The organism is Siminovitchia fordii DSM 16014 = CIP 108821 (assembly GCF_000374565.1).
In the GTDB taxonomy this organism is placed as follows: Bacteria; Bacillota; Bacilli; order Bacillales; family Bacillaceae_C; genus Siminovitchia; species Siminovitchia fordii.
The window spans coordinates 61,050-81,736 of the sequence record NZ_KB894687.1 but is presented as its reverse complement, the minus strand read 5'-3'; the positions used below and the strand labels follow the sequence as shown (position 1 = coordinate 81,736).

General features: G+C 40.5%; 17 protein-coding genes. 6 read left to right on the top strand and 11 right to left on the bottom strand.

From position 1 onward, the window contains the following. Window position 1: 1 nt before the first annotated feature. The 5 genes from galU to glsA form a co-directional block, all read right to left on the bottom strand. Window positions 2-880, bottom strand: a complete 879-nt coding sequence (gene galU / locus C509_RS0106160) for a UTP--glucose-1-phosphate uridylyltransferase GalU (protein WP_018706046.1) — start codon at window positions 878-880, stop codon at window positions 2-4. Between the two features lie 13 nt (window positions 881-893). Continuing rightward, window positions 894-2,726 carry a nucleoside-diphosphate sugar epimerase/dehydratase gene (locus C509_RS0106155; RefSeq protein ID WP_018706045.1) on the bottom strand — a complete coding sequence of 611 codons (1,833 nt, stop codon included), beginning with the start codon at window positions 2,724-2,726 and terminating at the stop codon, window positions 894-896. Between the two features lie 295 nt (window positions 2,727-3,021). Beyond that, window positions 3,022-3,657 (bottom strand): CpsD/CapB family tyrosine-protein kinase, encoded by a 636-nt coding sequence (locus C509_RS0106150; protein ID WP_373315285.1) that lies wholly within the window; start codon window positions 3,655-3,657, stop codon window positions 3,022-3,024. Next, window positions 3,635-4,354, bottom strand: a complete 720-nt coding sequence (locus C509_RS0106145) for a YveK family protein (protein WP_018706043.1) — start codon at window positions 4,352-4,354, stop codon at window positions 3,635-3,637. The genes C509_RS0106150 and C509_RS0106145 overlap by 23 nt, the downstream gene beginning before the upstream one ends. A 216-nt stretch (window positions 4,355-4,570) precedes the next feature. After that, a complete protein-coding gene (glsA, locus tag C509_RS0106140; protein ID WP_026319712.1) occupies window positions 4,571-5,500 on the bottom strand; it encodes a glutaminase A in 930 nt (309 codons plus the stop codon). Window positions 5,501-5,522: 22 nt separating this feature from the next. Between glsA and C509_RS26415 the strand changes: the two genes are divergently transcribed. From C509_RS26415 to C509_RS0106125, 4 genes are all read left to right on the top strand, one after another. Then, complete coding sequence (locus tag C509_RS26415) at window positions 5,523-5,684, top strand: hypothetical protein (protein ID WP_169509184.1); 162 nt, start codon at window positions 5,523-5,525, stop codon at window positions 5,682-5,684. A 197-nt stretch (window positions 5,685-5,881) separates the two neighbouring features. Next, complete coding sequence (locus tag C509_RS0106135) at window positions 5,882-6,763, top strand: DMT family transporter (protein WP_018706041.1); 882 nt, start codon at window positions 5,882-5,884, stop codon at window positions 6,761-6,763. Window positions 6,764-7,015: 252 nt separating this feature from the next. Continuing rightward, the gene (locus C509_RS0106130; protein WP_154654357.1) at window positions 7,016-7,267 is read left to right on the top strand and encodes a hypothetical protein; all 252 of its coding nucleotides are present in this window, start codon (window positions 7,016-7,018) and stop codon (window positions 7,265-7,267) included. 61 nt (window positions 7,268-7,328) lie between these two features. Beyond that, window positions 7,329-8,240 (top strand): nuclease-related domain-containing protein, encoded by a 912-nt coding sequence (locus tag C509_RS0106125; protein WP_018706039.1) that lies wholly within the window; start codon window positions 7,329-7,331, stop codon window positions 8,238-8,240. Window positions 8,241-9,587: 1,347 nt separating this feature from the next. On the opposite strand, the gene C509_RS0106120 is transcribed toward C509_RS0106125, so the two are convergent. Continuing rightward, complete coding sequence (locus tag C509_RS0106120; protein ID WP_018706038.1) at window positions 9,588-11,729, bottom strand: ATP-dependent helicase; 2,142 nt, start codon at window positions 11,727-11,729, stop codon at window positions 9,588-9,590. A gap of 87 nt (window positions 11,730-11,816) precedes the next feature. Further along, window positions 11,817-12,731: a heme o synthase gene (cyoE, locus tag C509_RS0106115; RefSeq protein WP_154654355.1), complete on the bottom strand. Its 915-nt coding sequence runs from the start codon at window positions 12,729-12,731 to the stop codon at window positions 11,817-11,819. A 272-nt stretch (window positions 12,732-13,003) separates the two neighbouring features. Between cyoE and C509_RS25060 the strand changes: the two genes are divergently transcribed. Next, complete coding sequence (locus tag C509_RS25060; RefSeq protein WP_018706036.1) at window positions 13,004-15,043, top strand: EAL domain-containing protein; 2,040 nt, start codon at window positions 13,004-13,006, stop codon at window positions 15,041-15,043. A gap of 109 nt (window positions 15,044-15,152) precedes the next feature. Here C509_RS25060 and C509_RS0106105 read toward each other — a convergent pair whose 3' ends face one another. From C509_RS0106105 to desA, 4 genes are all read right to left on the bottom strand, one after another. Beyond that, entirely contained in the window at window positions 15,153-16,010 is an 858-nt protein-coding gene (locus tag C509_RS0106105; RefSeq protein ID WP_033369799.1) for an STAS domain-containing protein, read from the bottom strand. A gap of 124 nt (window positions 16,011-16,134) precedes the next feature. Next, window positions 16,135-16,746 carry a response regulator transcription factor gene (locus C509_RS0106100; RefSeq protein WP_018706034.1) on the bottom strand — a complete coding sequence of 204 codons (612 nt, stop codon included), beginning with the start codon at window positions 16,744-16,746 and terminating at the stop codon, window positions 16,135-16,137. A 1-nt stretch (window position 16,747) separates the two neighbouring features. Beyond that, the gene (locus tag C509_RS0106095; protein WP_018706033.1) at window positions 16,748-17,881 is read right to left on the bottom strand and encodes a sensor histidine kinase; all 1,134 of its coding nucleotides are present in this window, start codon (window positions 17,879-17,881) and stop codon (window positions 16,748-16,750) included. Window positions 17,882-17,970: 89 nt separating this feature from the next. Beyond that, window positions 17,971-19,023, bottom strand: coding sequence for a Delta(5) desaturase DesA (gene desA / locus C509_RS0106090; RefSeq protein ID WP_018706032.1), 1,053 nt, complete (start codon window positions 19,021-19,023; stop codon window positions 17,971-17,973). Window positions 19,024-19,301: 278 nt separating this feature from the next. Between desA and C509_RS0106085 the strand changes: the two genes are divergently transcribed. Beyond that, window positions 19,302-20,654 (top strand): Nramp family divalent metal transporter, encoded by a 1,353-nt coding sequence (locus C509_RS0106085; protein WP_018706031.1) that lies wholly within the window; start codon window positions 19,302-19,304, stop codon window positions 20,652-20,654. Window positions 20,655-20,687: the final 33 nt, after the last annotated feature.

Here is a 20,687-nt window from a genome sequence, read left to right as displayed (position 1 = left end):
GTCACCCGATCAGTTGTCTGTCAACAACAGAAGCCAGATAGTCCATTAATTCAGTTTTTAGATCTTCCCTTTGCAAGGCAAGTTCAATAGTTGTTTGAATAAACCCCATTTTCTCACCGACATCATAGCGAATCCCCTCAAAATCATAGGCATATACAGCCTCATATTGGTTCAATTTGGCTACAGCATCTGTTAATTGAATCTCACCGCCGGAACCAGGCCCTTGCATAGCTAATATGTCAAATATTTTTGGGTTTAGAATATATCTTCCCATGATGGCCAAGTTGGAAGGAGCTTCGTCTTTGTCCGGCTTCTCAATCAAGCCTTCAACATTGTAAAAGCGATCTCGAATTACAGGACCATCAACAATTCCGTATCTCGAAACCTCCTTTGTCCCAACCATCTGAACGCCTAATATGGATGCATTGTACCTTTCATATTGTTCTATCATTTGCTTCAGGCAAGGTTTCTCTGAAATGATAATATCATCACCCAGCAAGACAGCAAACGGTTCATCTCCAATAAATTTTCGGGCACACCAAACTGCATGGCCCAACCCCTTTGGTTCCTTTTGACGAATATAGTGAATATCCACCATCTTTGATGGCTTCTGAACTTGATCCAACAAATCATATTTTCCTTTTTCAATCAGGTTCTGCTCCAGCTCAAAAGAATGGTCAAAATGATCTTCAATTGCCCGCTTCCCTTTTCCCGTAACAATGATGATATCTTCAATTCCAGAATTTATTGCTTCTTCAACGATATATTGAATTGCCGGTTTATCGACGATTGGCAGCATTTCCTTTGGCATTGCCTTGGTCGCCGGCAAAAATCTTGTTCCCAGGCCTGCAGCCGGTATGATTGCTTTTTTCACCTTCATATCGTCCACTCCCTTATCCGGAAGCTGAAACCAGTTGTCCCGGTATCAAATTCACTTTATTGTTTGCAAGATGAATAAGTGTCTGTCTCAATGTCTCTTTGTCCAAAGTATGGTAAAACCTGATAATTTCTTCAATTTCCTCAAAATACAAATCCGATGTCTCTCCTATATAAATATTAGGGTGTACTTGCTGATCCTTTACCTCATCATCATGCAATAATTCTTCAAACAGCTTTTCCCCCGGCCTGATTCCGGTAAATTCAATTCCGATTTCATCAATCGAAAACCCAGACAGCTGGATAAGCTTTTCTGCCAGATCCACAATTTTTACAGGTTCACCCATATCCAGGACAAAAACCTCTCCGCCCTCTGCCAATGCGCCTGCCTGGATGACCAATCTTGAAGCTTCCGGTATCGTCATAAAATATCGAACCATTTCCGGATGCGTAACAGTGACAGGCCCGCCTTTTTCTATTTGCCGTTTAAAAATTGGCACCACACTGCCGCGGCTGCCAAGGACGTTTCCAAACCTGACCGCTACAAATTTAGTCTTGCTTTTTTGGTCCATATGCTGAACAACCATTTCAGCAAGCCGCTTCGTTGCCCCCATCACACTTGTTGGATTGACAGCTTTGTCTGTTGAAATCATTACGAAAGTCCCTATGCCATGCCAATTTGCCGCTTCAGCCACATTCTTTGTTCCGATCACATTATTTTTGACGGCTTCTTCCGGGTTTCGTTCCATTAAGGGCACATGTTTATGAGCCGCGGCGTGGTAAACTACATCAGGACGATATGTACCCATTATGGATAAAATCTTCTGGGCATCCTTGAGGTCCGCTATTTCGGTTAAGATTTCAATTGGTATTTGGCCGAACTTTTCCTTTAACTCCAATTCAATAGAATGGATGCTGTTTTCCCCATGTCCAAGTAGAATCAATTTTCTGGGGTTGAAGTGGCAGATTTGCCGACAAATCTCGGATCCGATGGATCCGCCTGCTCCTGTCACCAATATGGTTTTATTTGCCACACATCCTGCAATGCTCTCAATATCCAAGTTGACCGGTTCTCTCCCCAGCAGATCCTCAACCTGTACATCACGGAATTGTTTGATGGAGACTTTTCCAGTCACCAGATCTTCCAGCATCGGTAAAATTTGCGTTTTAGCTTTCGTTTCCACACATTCCTGAAATATCGTATTTAACCTTTTTTTAGATAGCGAAGGGATGGCGATAATAATGTTTTCGACTTTCAATTCAGGAACAACATTCTTGATGCGACTTATACCACCGAATACCGGGAGTCCCAAAATATCCAAGTATTGTTTGTTGGGGTCATCATCAATAAATGCAACTGGGAGCAAGTCTGCTTCATTTTCTTTTAATAATTGTCTTGCTACCATGGTTCCTGCTGAACCTGCCCCGATGATCAACGTCCTTTTTTTGTTGTTTGCTTTACCGGCATACTTATCTCTATATATACGCCAGCAGAATCTTGATCCCCCAATTAACAACAATTGGAGCAGCCAAGTCACCATAAGAATCCGGAAGAAAACCGTGTTAAAGATAATTTGTTGCATCAAGCCTGTAACTATGATTGATAACGTAACAACTTTTAATAGAATGATTAATTCTCCAACACTCGCATATTCCCAGGCTTTTTTATATGATCTGAAAATAATTGAAAACAGATGATGGCCAGCTATGATGAAAATGCAACTGAGTGAAAAAGAGGTAGTAATATCGACAATACTTCCGTTCACCAAAAAGCTCCCGAGTAGTATAGCAGAGAGCACAATACAGGAATCTGCAATGATTAATAGTGGTATTCTTTTTCGATAAGTCATATGACTCCCCTCTTCTATTTGATAAAAAATATAAAGGCCCTAATTATGGGGTTTAAGAACTTGGTGAAAAATTATTTAAACCCCATAATTAAAAACTCTATAATAATATGGGCATCTAACCCGCCCTCACATCACACTATTGACGACTGGCGTCTAAGGTTATAGAACCCACAGCATGATCGAGTGCCTCCATTGATAGTGGAAAGGAGACATTTCCATAAGACTTTTTAAAGAAAATATCGTTCTTAATAAAGAATAACCAGGCAAAAAAATAATTTAATCTGTAGGTAAAACTCTAGTTTTTTTCATTCAGAACCACACCCAAAACCTTTGCTTGAGCATATTCAAGAATCCTTTTTGATTCCAAAGCTTTTTCGACCCTAGTTTCATTCTGCTTGAAAACCAACACAACACCATCGCAGATATTCGCCAATATTCTTGTGTCGTTTATTTCAAGAAGAGGTGAAGAATCGATGATTACCATGCTGTATTCTGTTTTTACTTTATCCAACAACTTTTCTGCCCTGTGAGTGGATAAACTTATAGGAATAGTACCGCTCGTAAGGATATGTATCCCTTTGACTTTTGTAATGGCCCTTTCAAAAGTGACTTTTCCGTCAAGTATATCCGTGAATCCAAATATATTTAATATATTGAAAATATTATGTTGTTCAGGGCATCGGAAGTTCGCATCGATTAACAGGACTTTATTTCCTTGTTGTGCCAGTGAAAGTGCTATATTGGCTGCTGTAGCAGACTTTCCCTCCCCTTTTCCAGGTGAAGTAACAAGGATAATATTGTTTCTCTTGGTTCCTGTTATAAACTGGATATTAGTCCCGATTGTACGGTATTGTTCAGCAATAAGCTCTTCTTCTTTTCTTTTTTTCCCTGCAAAAATGGATTTTTGTTTACCTGATCCCAATTGTCTCACTCCTGAAATGTAACTCCTTTGTTCTTTTTTTCTTCCGTTTCGTCCTTCTTTTCTTCTTTTGAGAAACACTGCCCAAAACCTGGATTCCCAATATTTTTTCGATTTCGGCTTCTGACTTGATAGTGTTGTCAAAGTAATCCATCAGGAAAATTAATGCCAGGCCAGTAACAATTCCCAAAATAAGCGATGCCAGAATGATTTTCACTTGGTTGTGTTGCATTGGTTTTGATTGAGCTTTAGCCTCTGAAAGGATGCTTACTCCATTGATATCCAGGATATCTGGCACTCTCTCTTTAAACGCTCTTACCGTTGTATTTGCAATGTCAGCAGCCAGGATGGGATCCTTGTCAACAACACTTATCTTCACCACTTGTGTATCTTCAATACTTTCAACCTTGACTTGCTTCGCCAGGTCTTCCGAAGATTTTTCCAGGCGCAGTTCTCTGATAACCGATTCCAAAACAGTAATATCTTTTATGACTACCTGCAGTGTATTTCTATATTCTGCTTCTGCATCAATAATAATATTTGTTGATGCCTGATACTTTGGAGACTTGTTATTATATTCGATAAACAACCAACCCATTGCAGTAAATAAAATAGTGATCAGAAAAATTAGCCATAATCGTTTTAGAATTAATGTATACAAGTTTCTAAGATTAAACTCATTTACTGCACTATTCTCAAATTGACTCATATAAACCACCTTAATAAGAGTTTTTGTTCCCAATTAAGAACAACTATGATAAAAAATTTCCGTGGGAAGAAATTTTCACACGATCATTTGCTGCTAATATCATTTTAAGTTCATTATAGAGAACAAGTCAACAATAATTTTATTTTCTTTAAAATTATTGTTAAAAATAGGCATCCATCTTTCGACAGACACCCGTTTTAACTGCTCAGATATACTCTAAAACATTGTTAATTGATACGTCTCCGACAGCAATTCCAATAATTTAATGCCGGCAATGCTATTCCCTTTTTCATCCAAAGCCGGACCAAATATGCCGATACCAAATTTTTGAGGAACTGCACCCATAATTCCGCCAGATACACCACTTTTGGCAGGAATTCCAATTTTAATGGCAAATTCACCGGATGCGTTGTACATACCGCATGTGACCATAAACGTTTTACAGATCCGGGCGAGCTGTTCAGGTATGATTTGTTCTCCGCTGTCCGGGTCTATTCCATTCATTGCAAAGATCATTCCTACTCTGGCCAATTCCAGACAGTTCATCTCTATCGCGCACTGCTTCGTATACAAATCAATAAGTTGTTCCACATCTTCATCGATGACTTTATGTTGTTTTAAAAAATAGCAAAGTGCCCTATTCAACTGAGCTGATTCAAACTCTGAGTTTGCCACCTGACTATTCATTGTGATTTCTGGATTGTTTGCCAGCTTCCTGATAAATGAGAGTAATCGCTGTAGCCTTGCTTCAACATTACTGCCCTCGATCATATGTGTCACTACAAGCGCACCTGCATTAATCATCGGATTGAGTGGTTTGGCTGGTGCCATAGTTTCCAATTTGGCGATGGAATTGAAAGGATCACCGGTCGGCTCCATTCCCACCTTCCTAAACACTTCATCTGTACCCCTGTCCATTAACACGAGCGCCAAACTGATCACTTTCGAAATGCTTTGAAGCGTGATTTTCCTATCAATGTCACCTGCAGAAACACATTTTCCATCTGGATAACGTATGGCAATCGATAGATCATTTGGATTGGCTTTTCCTAAAGCAGGTATATAATCTGCCACTTTTCCATATTTCGCACATTTCTTTGCTTCTCTTACAAATTTTTTCAGTTCCTTATTTGAACGGCACTCCATCTTCATCACCATTTCGTAGTATGTGCGTGCAGCCGACAAATATAAGCAAAAAGACGATGTAATGGGTTTGACAGGAATCAAGGAGGATGGCACTGCGGCTGATATTGTGATTCTAACCTCCTCTTCACTTGCCTTATCCTTTGATATTTGCAGCGATGGAGCATTGGTCGGTCAATTGAGATGATAAATGCCATCCCTTCGCCATGTTAATCGTGAATGTTTTCAAATAAATCATAAAAAATTTTTGGAAGGTCTTTTTTTTCCTTTGTATTTATAATACGATAATAGTTAGAGTCTTTAATCTTTTAAAGACAGCTTCCAACCTTGATCGGGCGGAGGCTGTATTTTTATTGTTCGAAAATTGGGTTTTTGGAGGAAGTTATGCGTAAATACATCGGAGAAATCAGTCTTATTATTACAGCTTTTATTTGGGGAAGCGGCTTTGTTGTCACATCGATTTCATTGGATTATTATTCGGCTTATCAAAATATGGCGGTCCGATTTTTGATCGGAGGAGTCATTTTGGGACTGTTTTTTTATAAAAAAATGAAGCATGTTAAAACAGAAACCATCCTTAAAGGAGCTATTCTTGGCAGCATTTTATATTTGGCATTTGCTCTGCAAACTGTGGGGCTACAGTTCACAACACCTTCTAAAAATGCTTTTCTGACAGCAGTCAATGTGGTCATCGTGCCGTTCCTAGGCTGGGCTATATATAAAAAGCGCTTGGATAAATTCGAGGTCGTCGGAGCTGTCTTGGCGATGCTCGGTATCGGGCTTCTGTCGCTTAGATTTTCTGCTGAGTTGAATATCGGGGATATTCTCTCTTTCCTCTGTGCTATTGTTTTTGCATTCCATATCATTTACACGGCCAAATTCGTTAAAACGGAGGATCCGATTAACCTTACAGTTGTCCAACTTTTTACTGCTGCTGTATTGGGGTTCGTTATATTGGTATTCAGAGGAGAGGCGGCGGTTCCAATTGTGGACGGAGCAGTATTCTCATTAGTTTACCTAGGGATTTTCGGTACAGCGGCTGCGTTTTTATTACAGACGATGGCTCAAAAATTTATTTCGGAAACAAAAGCTGCAATCATTCTTTCTACGGAATCATTTTGGGGAATGGTTTTATCGATTGCGGTATTAGGGGAAGTAATCACACTCAAAATGGCTGCCGGAGCAGCTCTAATCTTGCTTGCCATACTCATTTCGGAAACGAAGCCAAGACTTTTCAAGGCAATGCCTTTAAGAGGAAAAATGTAATTTATTAAAAAATAGATCTTATCAATACATAGGATCTATTTTTTTTGACTTACACTCAAAAAAGCGGTCGGAGCAGCTTTAATCTTGCTTGCCATACTCATTTCGGAAAAAAGCCAAGACTTTTCAAGGTTATCCCTTTGAGAAGAAAGACATAATTTGTTAAAAAATAGATATTATCAACGCATAGGATCTATTTTTTACTTCGATTGCACTATTGACAGTGCTTGATTTTAAATAGAATTCAGGTATTGATTGGGTAAGTTAGTGGGGAAAATGTTTGCAAATTCTATTTCCGTTACTTCGTCTCAAAATGCTTTGGAATACATTGCTGATTTCCTTAGCAAGGGAGCAATGTCAAATACTGATAAACATCAATATATCCTTGATGGAACCTCTGTGGATGCATTGGAGATGTGGCATAAACGGAACATTTCAAATATAAAACCAGGCGAGGTAGAAGGTCGTCAATTTAAAAAGCCTCTACTTTACTTAAAATCCATTTGAAAAGTATTACGGACATGCTATTATCGAAGTGTATATAACATATAAGGAAAGGTCGTGGAACATGGTTATCAAACCCTTTCAGGGAAATAGTATAGCGAACATTTTTCCAATCTTAATTACCCGTATGGAAGTGGACAAAGATGTAATGTACTATTATGTAAGTGTGGAAAAGGGAGAAGCTGGCGAAAGGAGATTTTCCGAATTATTAAAAGGATTATCCGAAAATTGCCTGGTCCTCCATGATATATTACTTGAACACAATAACACCCTTTTCCAGATCGATACTCTAATTATTACTCAAAGGGTCATATACTTGTTCGAAGTTAAAAACTTTCAAGGAGATTACCACCTCGAATCCGGAAATTGGTACACCAAGTCCGGAAAAGAAGTCCAAAATCCCCTCCTCCAGCTAAAACGATGCGAATCCCTTTTTCGTCAATACCTTCAAAAATATGGATTCAACCTGCCTGTTAAAGGGGCCATCATCTTCGTTAACTCCGAGTTCACCTTATACCAAGCTCCAGTCGAACTGCCTGCCATATTTCCAACACAACTTAATCACTTCATAAATCAAGTAAAATCAAATTCTGCAAAACTGGAGAAGATCCATTACAATTTGGCCGAAAAGCTAATAAACAGCCATATTAACGAAAATCCGTTTGACAATCTACCTGACTATAAATATGATCATCTAAAAAAAGGGATTGATTGTGATTCTTGCAAATCCTTGAAAACATTTTTAAAAGAAAGAACTGTAGTATGTGGAAGTTGCGGTCATAAAGAGATTGTGGACTCCGCTGTTATAAGGAATATTAAACAATTCAAATTACTTTTTCCGAATGAAAAAGTAACTGTCAGTATCATTCATGATTGGTGCAGCGTTATTCAATCTAAAAAAACAATCAGAAGGATCATTCAAAATCACTACACTTTGCAAGGTTACGGAAGGTCTGCGCATTACGTTGAGAGGTAGCCGGAAGAAATATGAATATATCTTCCTCCGAGTGACTGTTTTTTTGATCATATACGGTATATGAAAACTCTTCCGTCTGTTTAGTTAGCGTTTGTTCGAACTCCGGCACAAAACGGGAACTTTGACTCACGATTGGTTACCGTTTGTTCGAACTCAGGCACAAAACGGGAACATTCCCCAAGATTAGTTACCGTTTTTTCGAACTCAGGCACAAAACGGGAACATTTCCCCTCGATTAGTTACCGTTTTTTCGAACTCAGGCACAAAACGGGAACATTTCCCCAAGATTAGTTACCGTTTTTTCGAAATCAGGCACAATACGGGAACATTTCCTCAAGATTAGTTACCGTTTGTTCGAACTCAGGCACAAAACGGGAACCTTTCCCATCGATTAGTTCCCGTTTTTTCGAACTCAGGCACAATACGGGAACATTGACTCAAGATTAGTTACCGTTTGTTCGAACTCAGGCACAAAACGGGAACATTTCCCATCGATTAGTTACCGTTTTTTCGAGCACCGGCCCAAAACGGGAACCTTTACCATCGATTAGTTAGCGTTTTTTCGAACTCAGGCACAAAACGGGAACATTTCCCCAAGATTAGTTACCGTTTGTTCGAGCACCGGCACAAAACGGGAACCTTTCCCATCGATTAGTTACCGTTTGTTCGAACTCAGGCACAAAACGGGAACATTGACTCACGATTGGTTACCGTTTTTTCGAATACCGGCTCAAAACGGGGAACTTTCCCCAAGATTAGTTAGCGTTTGTTCGAACTCAGGCACAATACGGGAACATTTCCCCAAGATTAGTTACCGTTTGTTCGAGCACCGGCACAAAACGGGAACCTTTCCCATCGATTAGTTACCGTTTTTTCGAACTCAGGCACAAAACGGGAACATTGACTCATGATTGGTTACCGTTTGTTCGAGCACCGGCACAATACGGGAACATTTCCCCTCGATTGGTTACCGTTTGTTCAAACTCGGGCACAAAACGGGAACATTGACTCATGATTGGTTACCGTTTGTTCGAGCACCGGCACAAAACGGGAACATTTCCCCAAGATTAGTTACCGTTTGTTCGAACTCAGGCACAAAACGGGAACATTGACTCACGATTAGTTACCGTTTGTTCGAACTCAGGCACAAAACGGGAACATTGACTCACGATTGGTTACCGTTTGTTCGAGCACCGGCACAAAACGGGAACATTCCCCCAAGATTAGTTACCGTTTGTTCGAAATCGGGCACAAAACGGGAACATTTCCCCTCGATTGGTTACCGTTTATTCGAACTCAGGCCAAAAGCGGGAATTTTTCCGTACAAACGAAGCCAATTGCCATTCATCACACCGTCTCCAACAGCCCCCGCTCCACACACATCTTGATGGAAAGAGCTTTTTCCTGATTGGAAAACTTGATATGAATCGTTTCCTCACCAAGTGACTCTATGTTTCCTTTTCCAAATACTCTATGTTTCACTGGCATACCTGGCCGTAATTCCGAGCTATCAGTAATTGCGTTTGGATTTGCTTCAACAGTCTGGGGCTTTTCCTTTCTTTCCGGCATCTTACTGCCGATTTCCTTTGGTGGATTCACTATATTCCAAACGTCGCTGACAAACGGGGATTCCATTTCTTTCGACCCGTCTTTCTGTTGATATGAAATCAATTCAAGATGATTTTTTGCACGGGTCATGCCGACATAAAACAAGCGTACGGCTTCTTCCATGTCCCCTTTTTTATCTTCCGCTGATGGGATGACGCCATCGATAAGGTCGATCATATACACTTTTTCAAATTCCAAACCCTTTGCACTGTGAAATGTAGAGAAAGTCACCGCATTTTCATCCTTCTTGAATTTTGACGTTTTTAATCTCGCCTCTAAATGTTTTAAGCGCCCTGCAAATTCTTCCATGGTTGCAAGGTCCTGTGCTATTTCCTCTAACGTGTTTAAAATGCCGAGCAGATACTCTTTTCGGAACCCGAGTCGCTCACACATGTTTTCCAGCGCTTTTTCATATCCCAGCTTATCCCTGATGACTTGGATTGCATGCAGTGGCGGCATCCCCTTCATTTGGCGGAAAGTCTCCTTGTTCTCGATCAATTTTTTCACTTGATAGTCCTTTATTTGGACATAGTTTACAAGATTATCAAAAACAGATTCGTTGTTTCTGATCTGCTTCAGAGCTAACATTTGTTTCTTTGTAATATATCCATTAAGTTTCGTATGGATTTTTTCTAAAATTTCCGGCCGCTTATCTGTATAAGTCATTCGCATAAAATTTAGGATATCGCCGACAACCCAATGGGAAAAAAAGCGATTATCGGCATCTTTCATGAAAAAAGGTACGCCCGCTCTGTCAAACTCGTTCATCAAAGCAATCGAAGATGAATTGTTGCGATACAGGATTGCGATATCCGACAGATTTCTCTCTTCTCTGATCTCTTTCACCAAATATTTCACCTGAAACTTGTAATCAGAAAATTTTTTAAATATAATAGGCTTTGACGAAGGATTTTTTGTGAACATATTTTTGGCATACCGGTTTTTATTCTGCTTTATAAAATTGTTTGCCGTCTCCACGATTTCTTTCGACGAACGGTAATTCCGCTCCATGAACAAAATATCTGCATTCGGATAAGATTTCTTGAAATCCAGCAAATAAGACGGCTCGGCCCCTCTCCAGCTGTAAATCGACTGATCATCATCCGCAACCACACAAAGATTACGATGTTCTCTTGCCAGCTTTTCAATGATTTTATGCTGCACCAATGACGTATCCTGGCTTTCATCCGTCAGTATGTAATCGTATCTGCTTTGATACTTCCTCAAAAGATCAGTATTATTTTCAAAAATATCATTTGCCATCGTCAGCATGTCGTCAAAATCCAGCAGCAGCCTGTGATGGCCTGTTTGCTTGAACTTTTCGTACTTACGTAAAATCTTTGCCGCTTTTGGGACAGTACACTTGATTGAAGGCCAATCTTCCTGCCCAATCATTTTATTTTTTATAAAACTGATATACGTCATAAACTCTTCCAACTGGTCATCGGTCATGTTTTCACCAGTAACAGATTCAAACAGCTTCCGCAAAATCAACTTCTTGTGCAGCCCGCTCTCTGTATTTCCCTCAATAATTTGGTAGTCGACGCGCTCCTTGTACAATTGCTCCCGAACCGTTTCAAAGGCGAGGCTGTGAATTGTAGAGAAATTCACAGGAGGAAGGCCAGGAAAAAGTTGTTTGAAACGCGCTTCCATATCGTTGGCAGATGCTCGACTGAAAGTGACAGCTTTTATCCGTGATGGTAGTACGTTCTTCTCTTGAATAAGGTAACCGATACGCATGATGATCGTCGTAGTTTTTCCAGATCCCGGTGAAGCCAGCAGAAGCAGCGGCCCTTCTGTATGGAGCACCGCCTTTCTTTGAACTTCATTTAATTGAACACCTGTTTCTTTATACTTGCGGTAAAAAAAGTCATGAGACATTCAAAAAATCCTTTCAATCACTATTACCCTCATTATACCCGCTTAGTTTTCATGAAAAAAGAGGAGTTCAACATCAACTCCTCCATTCTACAAAGTCACTAAGACCATCATAATGAATAATATCGCAATATAATTGACCGACACCACAAAATTGATCCGAGCCCATTTATGATCATCTTTTACAAAAAATCCCCAAATCGCCAGTCCCAGCCATGCGAGATTCAGCAGGGTCGCTGTAACAATGAACACTGTACCAAGAGGTACCAGAAAGAAAGGGAACGGTAATAGGCATGCGACATAAACAAATATTTGGCGTTTCGTCATGTCAAACCCGCGAATGACTGGAAGCATCGCGACTCCCGCTGCTTTGTATTCATCGTGTCTCTTCATCGCGATTGCAAATGTATGCGGCATCTGCCAGATGAACAAGATCATGAAAAGCACAATCGGAACAATATGATTGGCAGAACTGACTGCTGCCCAGCCGATCAACGGTGTTACTGCCCCGGAGATGCTTCCCACTACCGTGTTAAATGTATACTTGCGCTTTGTCCACATCGTATACATGACCACATAAGTAAACCATCCTATAAATGCATAAAGGAGGGCCTCCCAAGTAGTGAAGGCCAAAAGAATGAATCCGATTATACTTAAAACAATTCCTAGAACCAAGGTTGTCTTAAGCGAAATTCGGCCAGTAACAGTCGGGCGAATTTGAGTCCTGTCCATCACTTTGTCCAAATCAACCTCGTACCAGTTATTCAGGACAAGAGCGCCGGCCATCACGAGTGTACTTCCGATTATTGTCAGGAAAAACAACTGTAAATTCATCGTAAAAGGTGTATTGGTAAAAACCAGCGCTAACCAGAATCCTGCAAAAACGGGCAGCACATTCGCAATCAGCACAATTCCCTTAAAAAGCGCCATTAGATCTGCAAGAAATGCCGTGATTTGGCCGCCCTTCACCTGTCCTTCATGAGTTTCTGTCTTACTCAATATCATTTTATTTCGTCCCCTTAAAAAAGCCGGGCTCACACCCAGGCAATATTCAATCCATATAGGCCATAAATTCAAAAAAAATACTACCACTGCTACCATTATAATATGGTTTTCCTTTTTTAGATAAAAGTACAGTCAATTTTCACCAAAATGTTGAATATCCAATATGAAACAGCGCTATTTTATTCTGCATCCCCTTTACAAAATTCGCTAAAAGCCGATAAAAAGGGTGGACAGTTTTTTTACCTAAATTAGTTGGAGCGAGGGTCTCACAAATGGAAAAAATCCCATTTTTTTATAGCAGTTCTTCTGTACTTATTTCCATTTTAATCTTAATCTTTGCGTGTGTCACGGCGCTTGATTTGCTCAGAAAGGTCCATAAAGCAGAAACGCAAAAGAAGAAAAACCTTTGGCTTGCAGCAAGCGCCTCCATGATGGGCATCGGCATTTGGTCGACGCACTTAACTGCCATGCTGTCACTTGAGACAAGTACCGAGGCCATATACAATGGACCGGCAACGTTTTTTTCGCTTATTGCAGTAACCATTCTGACTTATGCGTCCTTTTATGTCTTCACGTTAAAAGATGAGACCACTGTTTCGAATTTACTACCTGCTTCTGTCCTGTTGGGCGCAGGTATTTTAGTGATGCATTATAGCGGAGCCTATGGAACCCTGGCAAATTCCTACATTAAATATAATTATTTCCTTGTGGCAATGTCGATTTTTTCCGCAGTCGGAATACCTTTTATAGCAGGTTTTTTATTCACAAAGACAATCAAAGAAAGCTTCTCTCTTTTTCACATACCCGTTGCTGTCATATTGTCGCTTGGGGTTTCCATAACCCATTACATCGTAATGAAATCAATGACACTCTATGAAGTCGCTCTGTTGAAGTCCAAAACATGGGTGTTCTCCATCGGTTCAAGTTCCGTACTGATCGGAATTGCCATTTTCAATTTCACTATTATGGGCTTAATTCACACCCTGTCACTAAGGGAACGCAACAATCACGAGGAAAAAATGAATTACATGGCCTATTATGACCAACTGACCGGCCTGCCAAACCGAATGAAATTTCAAAGTACTTTAAGAGAAGCCGTTTTGCGCAACAATAAGAGCAATCATCAGCTTGCGGTTATGTTCATAGATTTAGACAGATTCAGGCTTGTCAATGATACACTGGGACACCAATACGGAGATAGCTTCCTCATCAAAGTAGGCGAAAGATTAGTTGAAAATGTCCCTTCAGATATGTTGATTGCAAGGCATGGCGGGGACGAATTTGTCATTTTGTTGGAAAATACCGACAAATTAAAGGTTAAAAAAGTCGCCGAACAAATCTTAAACTTATTTATGAAGCCCTTTGTTATTAATGAAAAAGAGTTTTTTACGACAACAAGCATCGGGATCAGCCTGTACCCCGATGACGGTCATGATGTAGGCACCTTGATGAAACATGCATACAAAGCAATGCACTTAGCTCAAAAAAATGGCTATAATAACTACCAATTTTTCGTGCACCAAGTTGACACTGTGCAAGACAGGAAGATAAGAATAGAACAGGGATTGAAAAAAGCTCTCCATCATAATGAATTCGAGTTGTATTATCAGCCACAGGTACATTTGGAAAGCGGGCGGATTGTCGGGGTGGAAGCATTGCTTCGCTGGAAACATCCGGAATTGGGGAATGTTTTCCCTTATGAGTTTATTCCAATTGCTGAAAGTACAGGGATGATCATACCGATAGGGAAATGGGTGATTCAAGAAGCTTGCAAGCAAATCAGAAGATGGCAGAGTGAAGGGATTCGAGTAAAAATTGCTGTAAATGTCTCAGCATTGCAATTTGAAGATCATCAATTTATCGAGCTCATCAACGAATCATTAAGTAAAAATTTGCTGCCACCAAAATACCTGGAGCTTGAAATCACCGAAAGCGTCATGCAGAAAATCAATCAATCCTATACTATTATTGGAAAACTGAAAAATATCGGCATCAAAGTATCAATTGATGATTTCGGCACCGGCTACTCATCCTTGAGCGTTTTGAGCAGCCTACCGATTGATGCTATCAAGATCGACAAGTCTTTCGTTCGGAAAATGATGACAGACTCAAATACTGCATCTGTAGTGAAGACCATCATAGAAATGGGCAGCAACCTGAGCTTCAACTTGATTGCAGAGGGGATAGAAACTGAAGAACAGAGGGAGTTCCTTTTAGAAAATGGCTGCCATCTTGGGCAAGGATACCTTTATAGTCCCCCGGTAACTAAAGGGGAGATTGAGAAATTGCTTATTAGAGAGAACGTCGTTTAACTCTGTAAGACCTCTGCACGGTCAATTAAAGACAGTCATTGAGACCATCAAAACAGCAAAGCAAGCAGCCATTATTCCAGATGACTGCCTGCTTTGCTGAGGGTTATGTTTAATTGGTGGACTGCACAAGCAGAAATTTGTCTTTCAATGCCTGCTCCAGCGAACTGTATGTATCAATCTTGGAAAAATCTAACCCCAGTTGAATAGCAGTTTGGGCAATTTCGGGACGTATACCAGTAATAGTGGATTGTACCCCCAGGAGATTTAAAGTTTGCGTCAACTGATAGATTTGATGGGCAACCATCGTATCGATGATTGATACTCCGGATAAATCAATATACAGACTGGATATATTGATTTCCGTACATTTGACAGGTACGTAATCAAAAATCTTTTTCGCCCGCAAAGTGTCAATGTCACCGACTAGAGGAAGTACACCAATTTCTTTATTTATTTTTATAACCGGGGAACTTAACTCGTCAATCAAACTAGACTGCGCTGACAATTTAGTATCCATTAACATGTTGTAGAACTGCGAAAATTGTATGGTCAATTCATCAAATGCCCTGTTTATCGTAGCTCCCCATCTCAAAAGATATTCCTGAGTCACCTTTCCAGAATTTATCTGCACAAACCTTTCCACAAAACACCAATAAACCTTCCGTGCGTTGCTTAATGCTTCCAAAACTTCAGGAATGGGGGTGTTGCTGCTGACCCTGCTTTCAGCTACAAGCCGTGCCCACTTTTCCTTATTCTTATCAAATTCCTTTTTATCTTCCATTAGACTGCTGGCTACAGTCAGATTGGTTAAACGGTTTTGTTCCTTCAATTGAGTTTCCGTTTCTTTGTCTATATCAACAGAGTAAATGGAACCATGCTCTTTACTTCTATGAGCAAGCCACTCATTTGATATATTCTCTATCTGATCAACAAGATAATCATAAAGTTCCCTATCCAAGTGGTTCATTGTTTCACCCCATCTTATATTTCCTTTTATTGGAATTATAACATAAAGGCATTCTGAGAAATCCCCCAAGGATCACACCTTTTTGAAAAGCCGTGATGTACTGGGTACTTATATCCGTATTGGGCTATTTAAACCACCCTTTTTCCTTAAATCGGGAGATGGCTTCAATTCGATTGCTTACATTCAGTTTTTCGAGTATGGAAGATATATAGTTTCGGATAGTGCCTGGTGTCAAATAAAGCTCTTTTGCAATCTCCTTTGTCGTTTTCCCCTCCGCAACAAGACTGAGCACTTCACTTTCGCGTTCAGTCAGCGGATTTTCCATATAATCATCATCTCCGTAGGCAATATCCACTAGTTCAGGGGCGTACATGCGCCGCCCATCCATAATCAGACGGATAGCGGTAACGAGCTCTTCGATCGGACTGTCCTTCAGTAAATAGCCCCGGACTCCCGATTTTCGGGCACGCTCAAAATAGCCGGCTCTCGCAAAAGTAGTCAGAATGATGATTTTACTGGAAGAGCCTTTCAGTTCCTGCGCAGCTTCAAGTCCTGTTTTTACCGGCATTTCAATATCCATAATGCAAACATCGGGCTCAAGCTCCTTTACAAGCTTAACTGCCTCTTCCCCGTTTCTTGCTTGTCCGACAACCTCCATGTCGTCTTCCATGTTCAGCAAAGAGCCAAGGGCCCCGAGCATCATCCCCTGATCTTCCGCAATGACAATACGAACCATTTCAATCCACCTCTTTCATGATATGTTTTAGGACAACAGGTACGCGGATTGTCAGCCTTGTACCGTTTTCTCCATCTACATGGAGGTTGCCATTTACAAATTCAAGCCGCTCCCGCATTCCTCTCAAGCCACTTCCCGGCTCCACCTTACCACCTCTGGGAATTCCGATTCCATTATCTTCGATAGAAAGGATATATTCATTCGGCCGGTGTTCGAACGTGATGCGGCAAGCCGTTCCACCACTATGCTTCACCACATTCGTTACCGCCTCCTTCAGGCACATGCTTAATACACTCTCAATAATTGCTGGTATTTTTCCAAAGGAAGGATTGCCCTCAATAGTCAATTCCATTTCAGCTGCCTTAAACATCTGCTTCGTTCTAACCAGTTCATTTTCCAATTTTGCTGCCCGAATATCGGCAACGAGTTCCCGAACCTCGCGCAATGCTGTACTGGCCGTCTGCCTGATATCATGCAGTTCTTTTTCAGCCGCCTGAGGATCCCGGAAAACCAGCCTCCCCGCCAAATCGCTCTTTAAGCCGATCAACGACAGCTTTTGTCCAAGGATATCGTGCAAATCCCTTGATATCCGCTCTCTTTCTTCCAGCACGACCAATTCCGAAATCCGTTCGTTTGCATGCTCAAGCTGCCCTTCCAAATTGATCTGTTTATTTCTGTAATATAAATTGAAAGGCAGAAGCACTGTTCCGAGTACTGAAACGAGTATAAAATGGATTTGCGGGAGAAATAAATCGATTTCTATAAAAAAACCAGATACAATAGCTCCAACAGTAAAAGCGATATGGAGGCCATAAATGATATAGAATCCGACCGGATTTCGGATGTTCCCGATGAAAAACGCTGTAAAAATGGCCAAATAAACGTAGCCAAATAACAATGTCATAACCACATTGATGACAATCTCAAAACTGACCCACATATATACAAGACCGTTTTTTGCCTTATATGAAAACATGTATGATAAAAAATACAATAACATCAGCGTAATGCCGATTAAGATTTCCAAAGGTGACGACGACCTGAAAATGAAAAAGAAGGGCAATAAACAAAAAATGATCCAAACATATATACTTAGCCATTTATTTCTAGGAAAAATGCTGAACCAGCTACCCATACCGGATTTTCACTCCTATCTGTTGGGAACATTATAACAGTGACCACTAAAGAAAAGCCATTCCATCATCATGGAATGGCATGTACCAACTATTTTGTTTCAAAACTTATATGCTTTGGCTTCAAATTCATCTGTTTACTTTCTGTCCGAATCCTTCGCCGTGCCTCTTTGAAAGTGACAAATGTTTTATTTTCTGGGTCATATAGCTTGTACCTTAACGATTCAAGGCTAGTCCTGATTGTGATGGTCGTTGCATGTTGAAGCGGCGGATTTGAATCATGCGCTTCTTCCAAATGATAATTCGGGACACGCGGCGCCAAATGATGTACGTGATGGAAACCAATGTTTCCAGTTACCCACTGAAGAACAAGGGGCAACTTATAATAAGAGCTGCCTTCAACTGCTGCTTTTACATAATTCCATTCTGATTCTTCCTCAAAATAGGAGTCTTCGAATGTATGCTGAATATAAAAGAGCCAAATTCCAAGTGCCGCTGCGATAAACATGATCGATCCCTGGATGATAAGGAACTCCTGCCAGCCGACAGCAACCATCATCAACGTATAAGTGGCAACAATCATGAAATTCGTCAGGTACGTATTCAATCTTTCTTTTCTCCTTGCGTCCTTACGATTGATTCGGTTAGATACTAGGACCAGATACAATGGCCCCAGTCCGAACATGACGAGCGGATTCCTGTAAAATCTATATCCGAGACGCTGCCATTTCGAAGCTTTTTGATATTCTTCTATTGTCATCACCCATATATCACCAATACCTCGCTTATCAAGGTTCGAGCTGGATGCATGATGAATGGCATGTTCCCTCTTCCACTTTTGATACGGAAAAAGGGTCATTATTCCTGTAATCGTGCCAAGCGTATCATTCGCTTTCTTATTTTTGAAAAAAGATCCGTGAGTGCAGTCATGAAAGATGATAAATATGCGGACAACAAATCCTGCGGCAACTACTGCCAACCCAAGTGTAAGCCAGATTGATATAGATAAACTTTGATACGCCAGGAACCATAACACGAAAAACGGCGGAATCGTATTTAATATTTGAAAGATGCTCTTTTTTAAATCAGATTTGGCAAATGCTGCAACGCCTTTTTGAAGTTGTTTCGTTTTTTCTTTATCCATGCGATCCTCTCCCATGTGAAGTTACATTTAATGATAAGACCAAGTAACAATTCAGAGTAGGCATAAACGTCATTACTTTGATATGATAAATGTCATTTATTGTGAAACGTTTCACATAATTCTCCGGAATATTACTTAGAAAAAATTAGGGTAAAATAAAGATTAGACTGCTTGTGATAGATTGAGCTTTATGTTATTTTACAAAAAAAGTAACCATGACTCTTTATTTTGCCTTTATCCAATTTTGTTTCTCTCGTGCTTGTTTAGGAGTTGATCGAATGTCTGACGAACAGGAAATAAAAAAGAATGGATGGCTGCATAAAAGCTCCAGCCTTAGCTTAGAAGAAGTAAACAGTTCAATCAATGTTCCAGCAAACGCGGGATTTTGGCGGAAATTTTTTGCATTTGCCGGACCTGGATCGTTAGTCGCTGTCGGTTATGTCGATCCGGGAAACTGGGCAACATCCATTGCCGGCGGAGCGAGGTTCGGTTATGCACTTTTGAGTGTCATTCTCATTTCCAACCTAATTGCCATGCTGCTTCAAGGACTAGCTGCAAAGCTTGGAATCGTTACCGGGCTTGATCTTGCACAAGCTACGAAAGGGGCAAGCGGAAAAAAAACGGCTTATTTTCTTTGGATACTGGCTGAATTGGCCATCATTGCGACTGATTTAGCTGAGGTGATCGGCTCCGCCATTGCATTAAACTTATTATTTAACATCCCATTATTACTCGGAATATTGATTACAACACTGGATGTCATGTTACTTCTACTTCTACAAAGGAAAGGATTTCGTGTCATCGAATCGATTATTATTGTACTGATGGCTACGATTTTCCTGGTATTTGTTTTTGAAGTGGTGGTGGCAAGACCGGAAGTTTCTGCTTTATTGGCAGGTTACATTCCAAAACCGGAAATCGTTGCTAACCCTCAAATGCTGTTTATTGCGTTAGGGATTCTTGGAGCAACAGTGATGCCGCATAATCTATATTTGCATTCTTCCATCGTGCAGACAAGGAAAATTGAACGTAATCGAGCGGGCAAGAAAGAAGCGATTAAATTTTCAATTTTGGATTCTACTTTTTCACTTTCGATTGCCTTTTTAATCAATTCAGCTATTTTGATTCTTGGGGCTGCAGCATTTTACGGAACAGGTTTGGATGTATCCGAAATTGAAGCTGCTTACCGATTGCTCAGCCCGACTCTGGGTGTCGGCATCGCAAGCACATTATTTGCCGTAGCCCTTCTTGCTTCCGGACAGAATTCAACCATTACGGGAACACTGACAGGGCAAATCATCATGGAAGGATTTATCAATTTGAGGATTTCCCCTTGGCTCCGCCGACTGATCACCCGTTTAATTGCAGTCATCCCAGCCTTTATCGTTACTTGGATTGCGGGAGCCAAAGGGATAGGTGACCTGTTATTATGGAGCCAAGTCGTATTAAGTCTGCAGCTTCCTTTTGCAGTTATTCCCCTCGTACTGTTTACGAGCAGCAAGGAAAAAATGGGTGAGTTTGCAAACAAAACATGGGTGAAGATACTTGCCTGGCTCTGCACAGGTGTTATCATCGTTTTAAATATTTTTTTGGTAGGCTATATATTTGTAACCGGACATGAATTAGGATAAAAAGCAAGAAGATCATCGCAGTTCCGATGATCT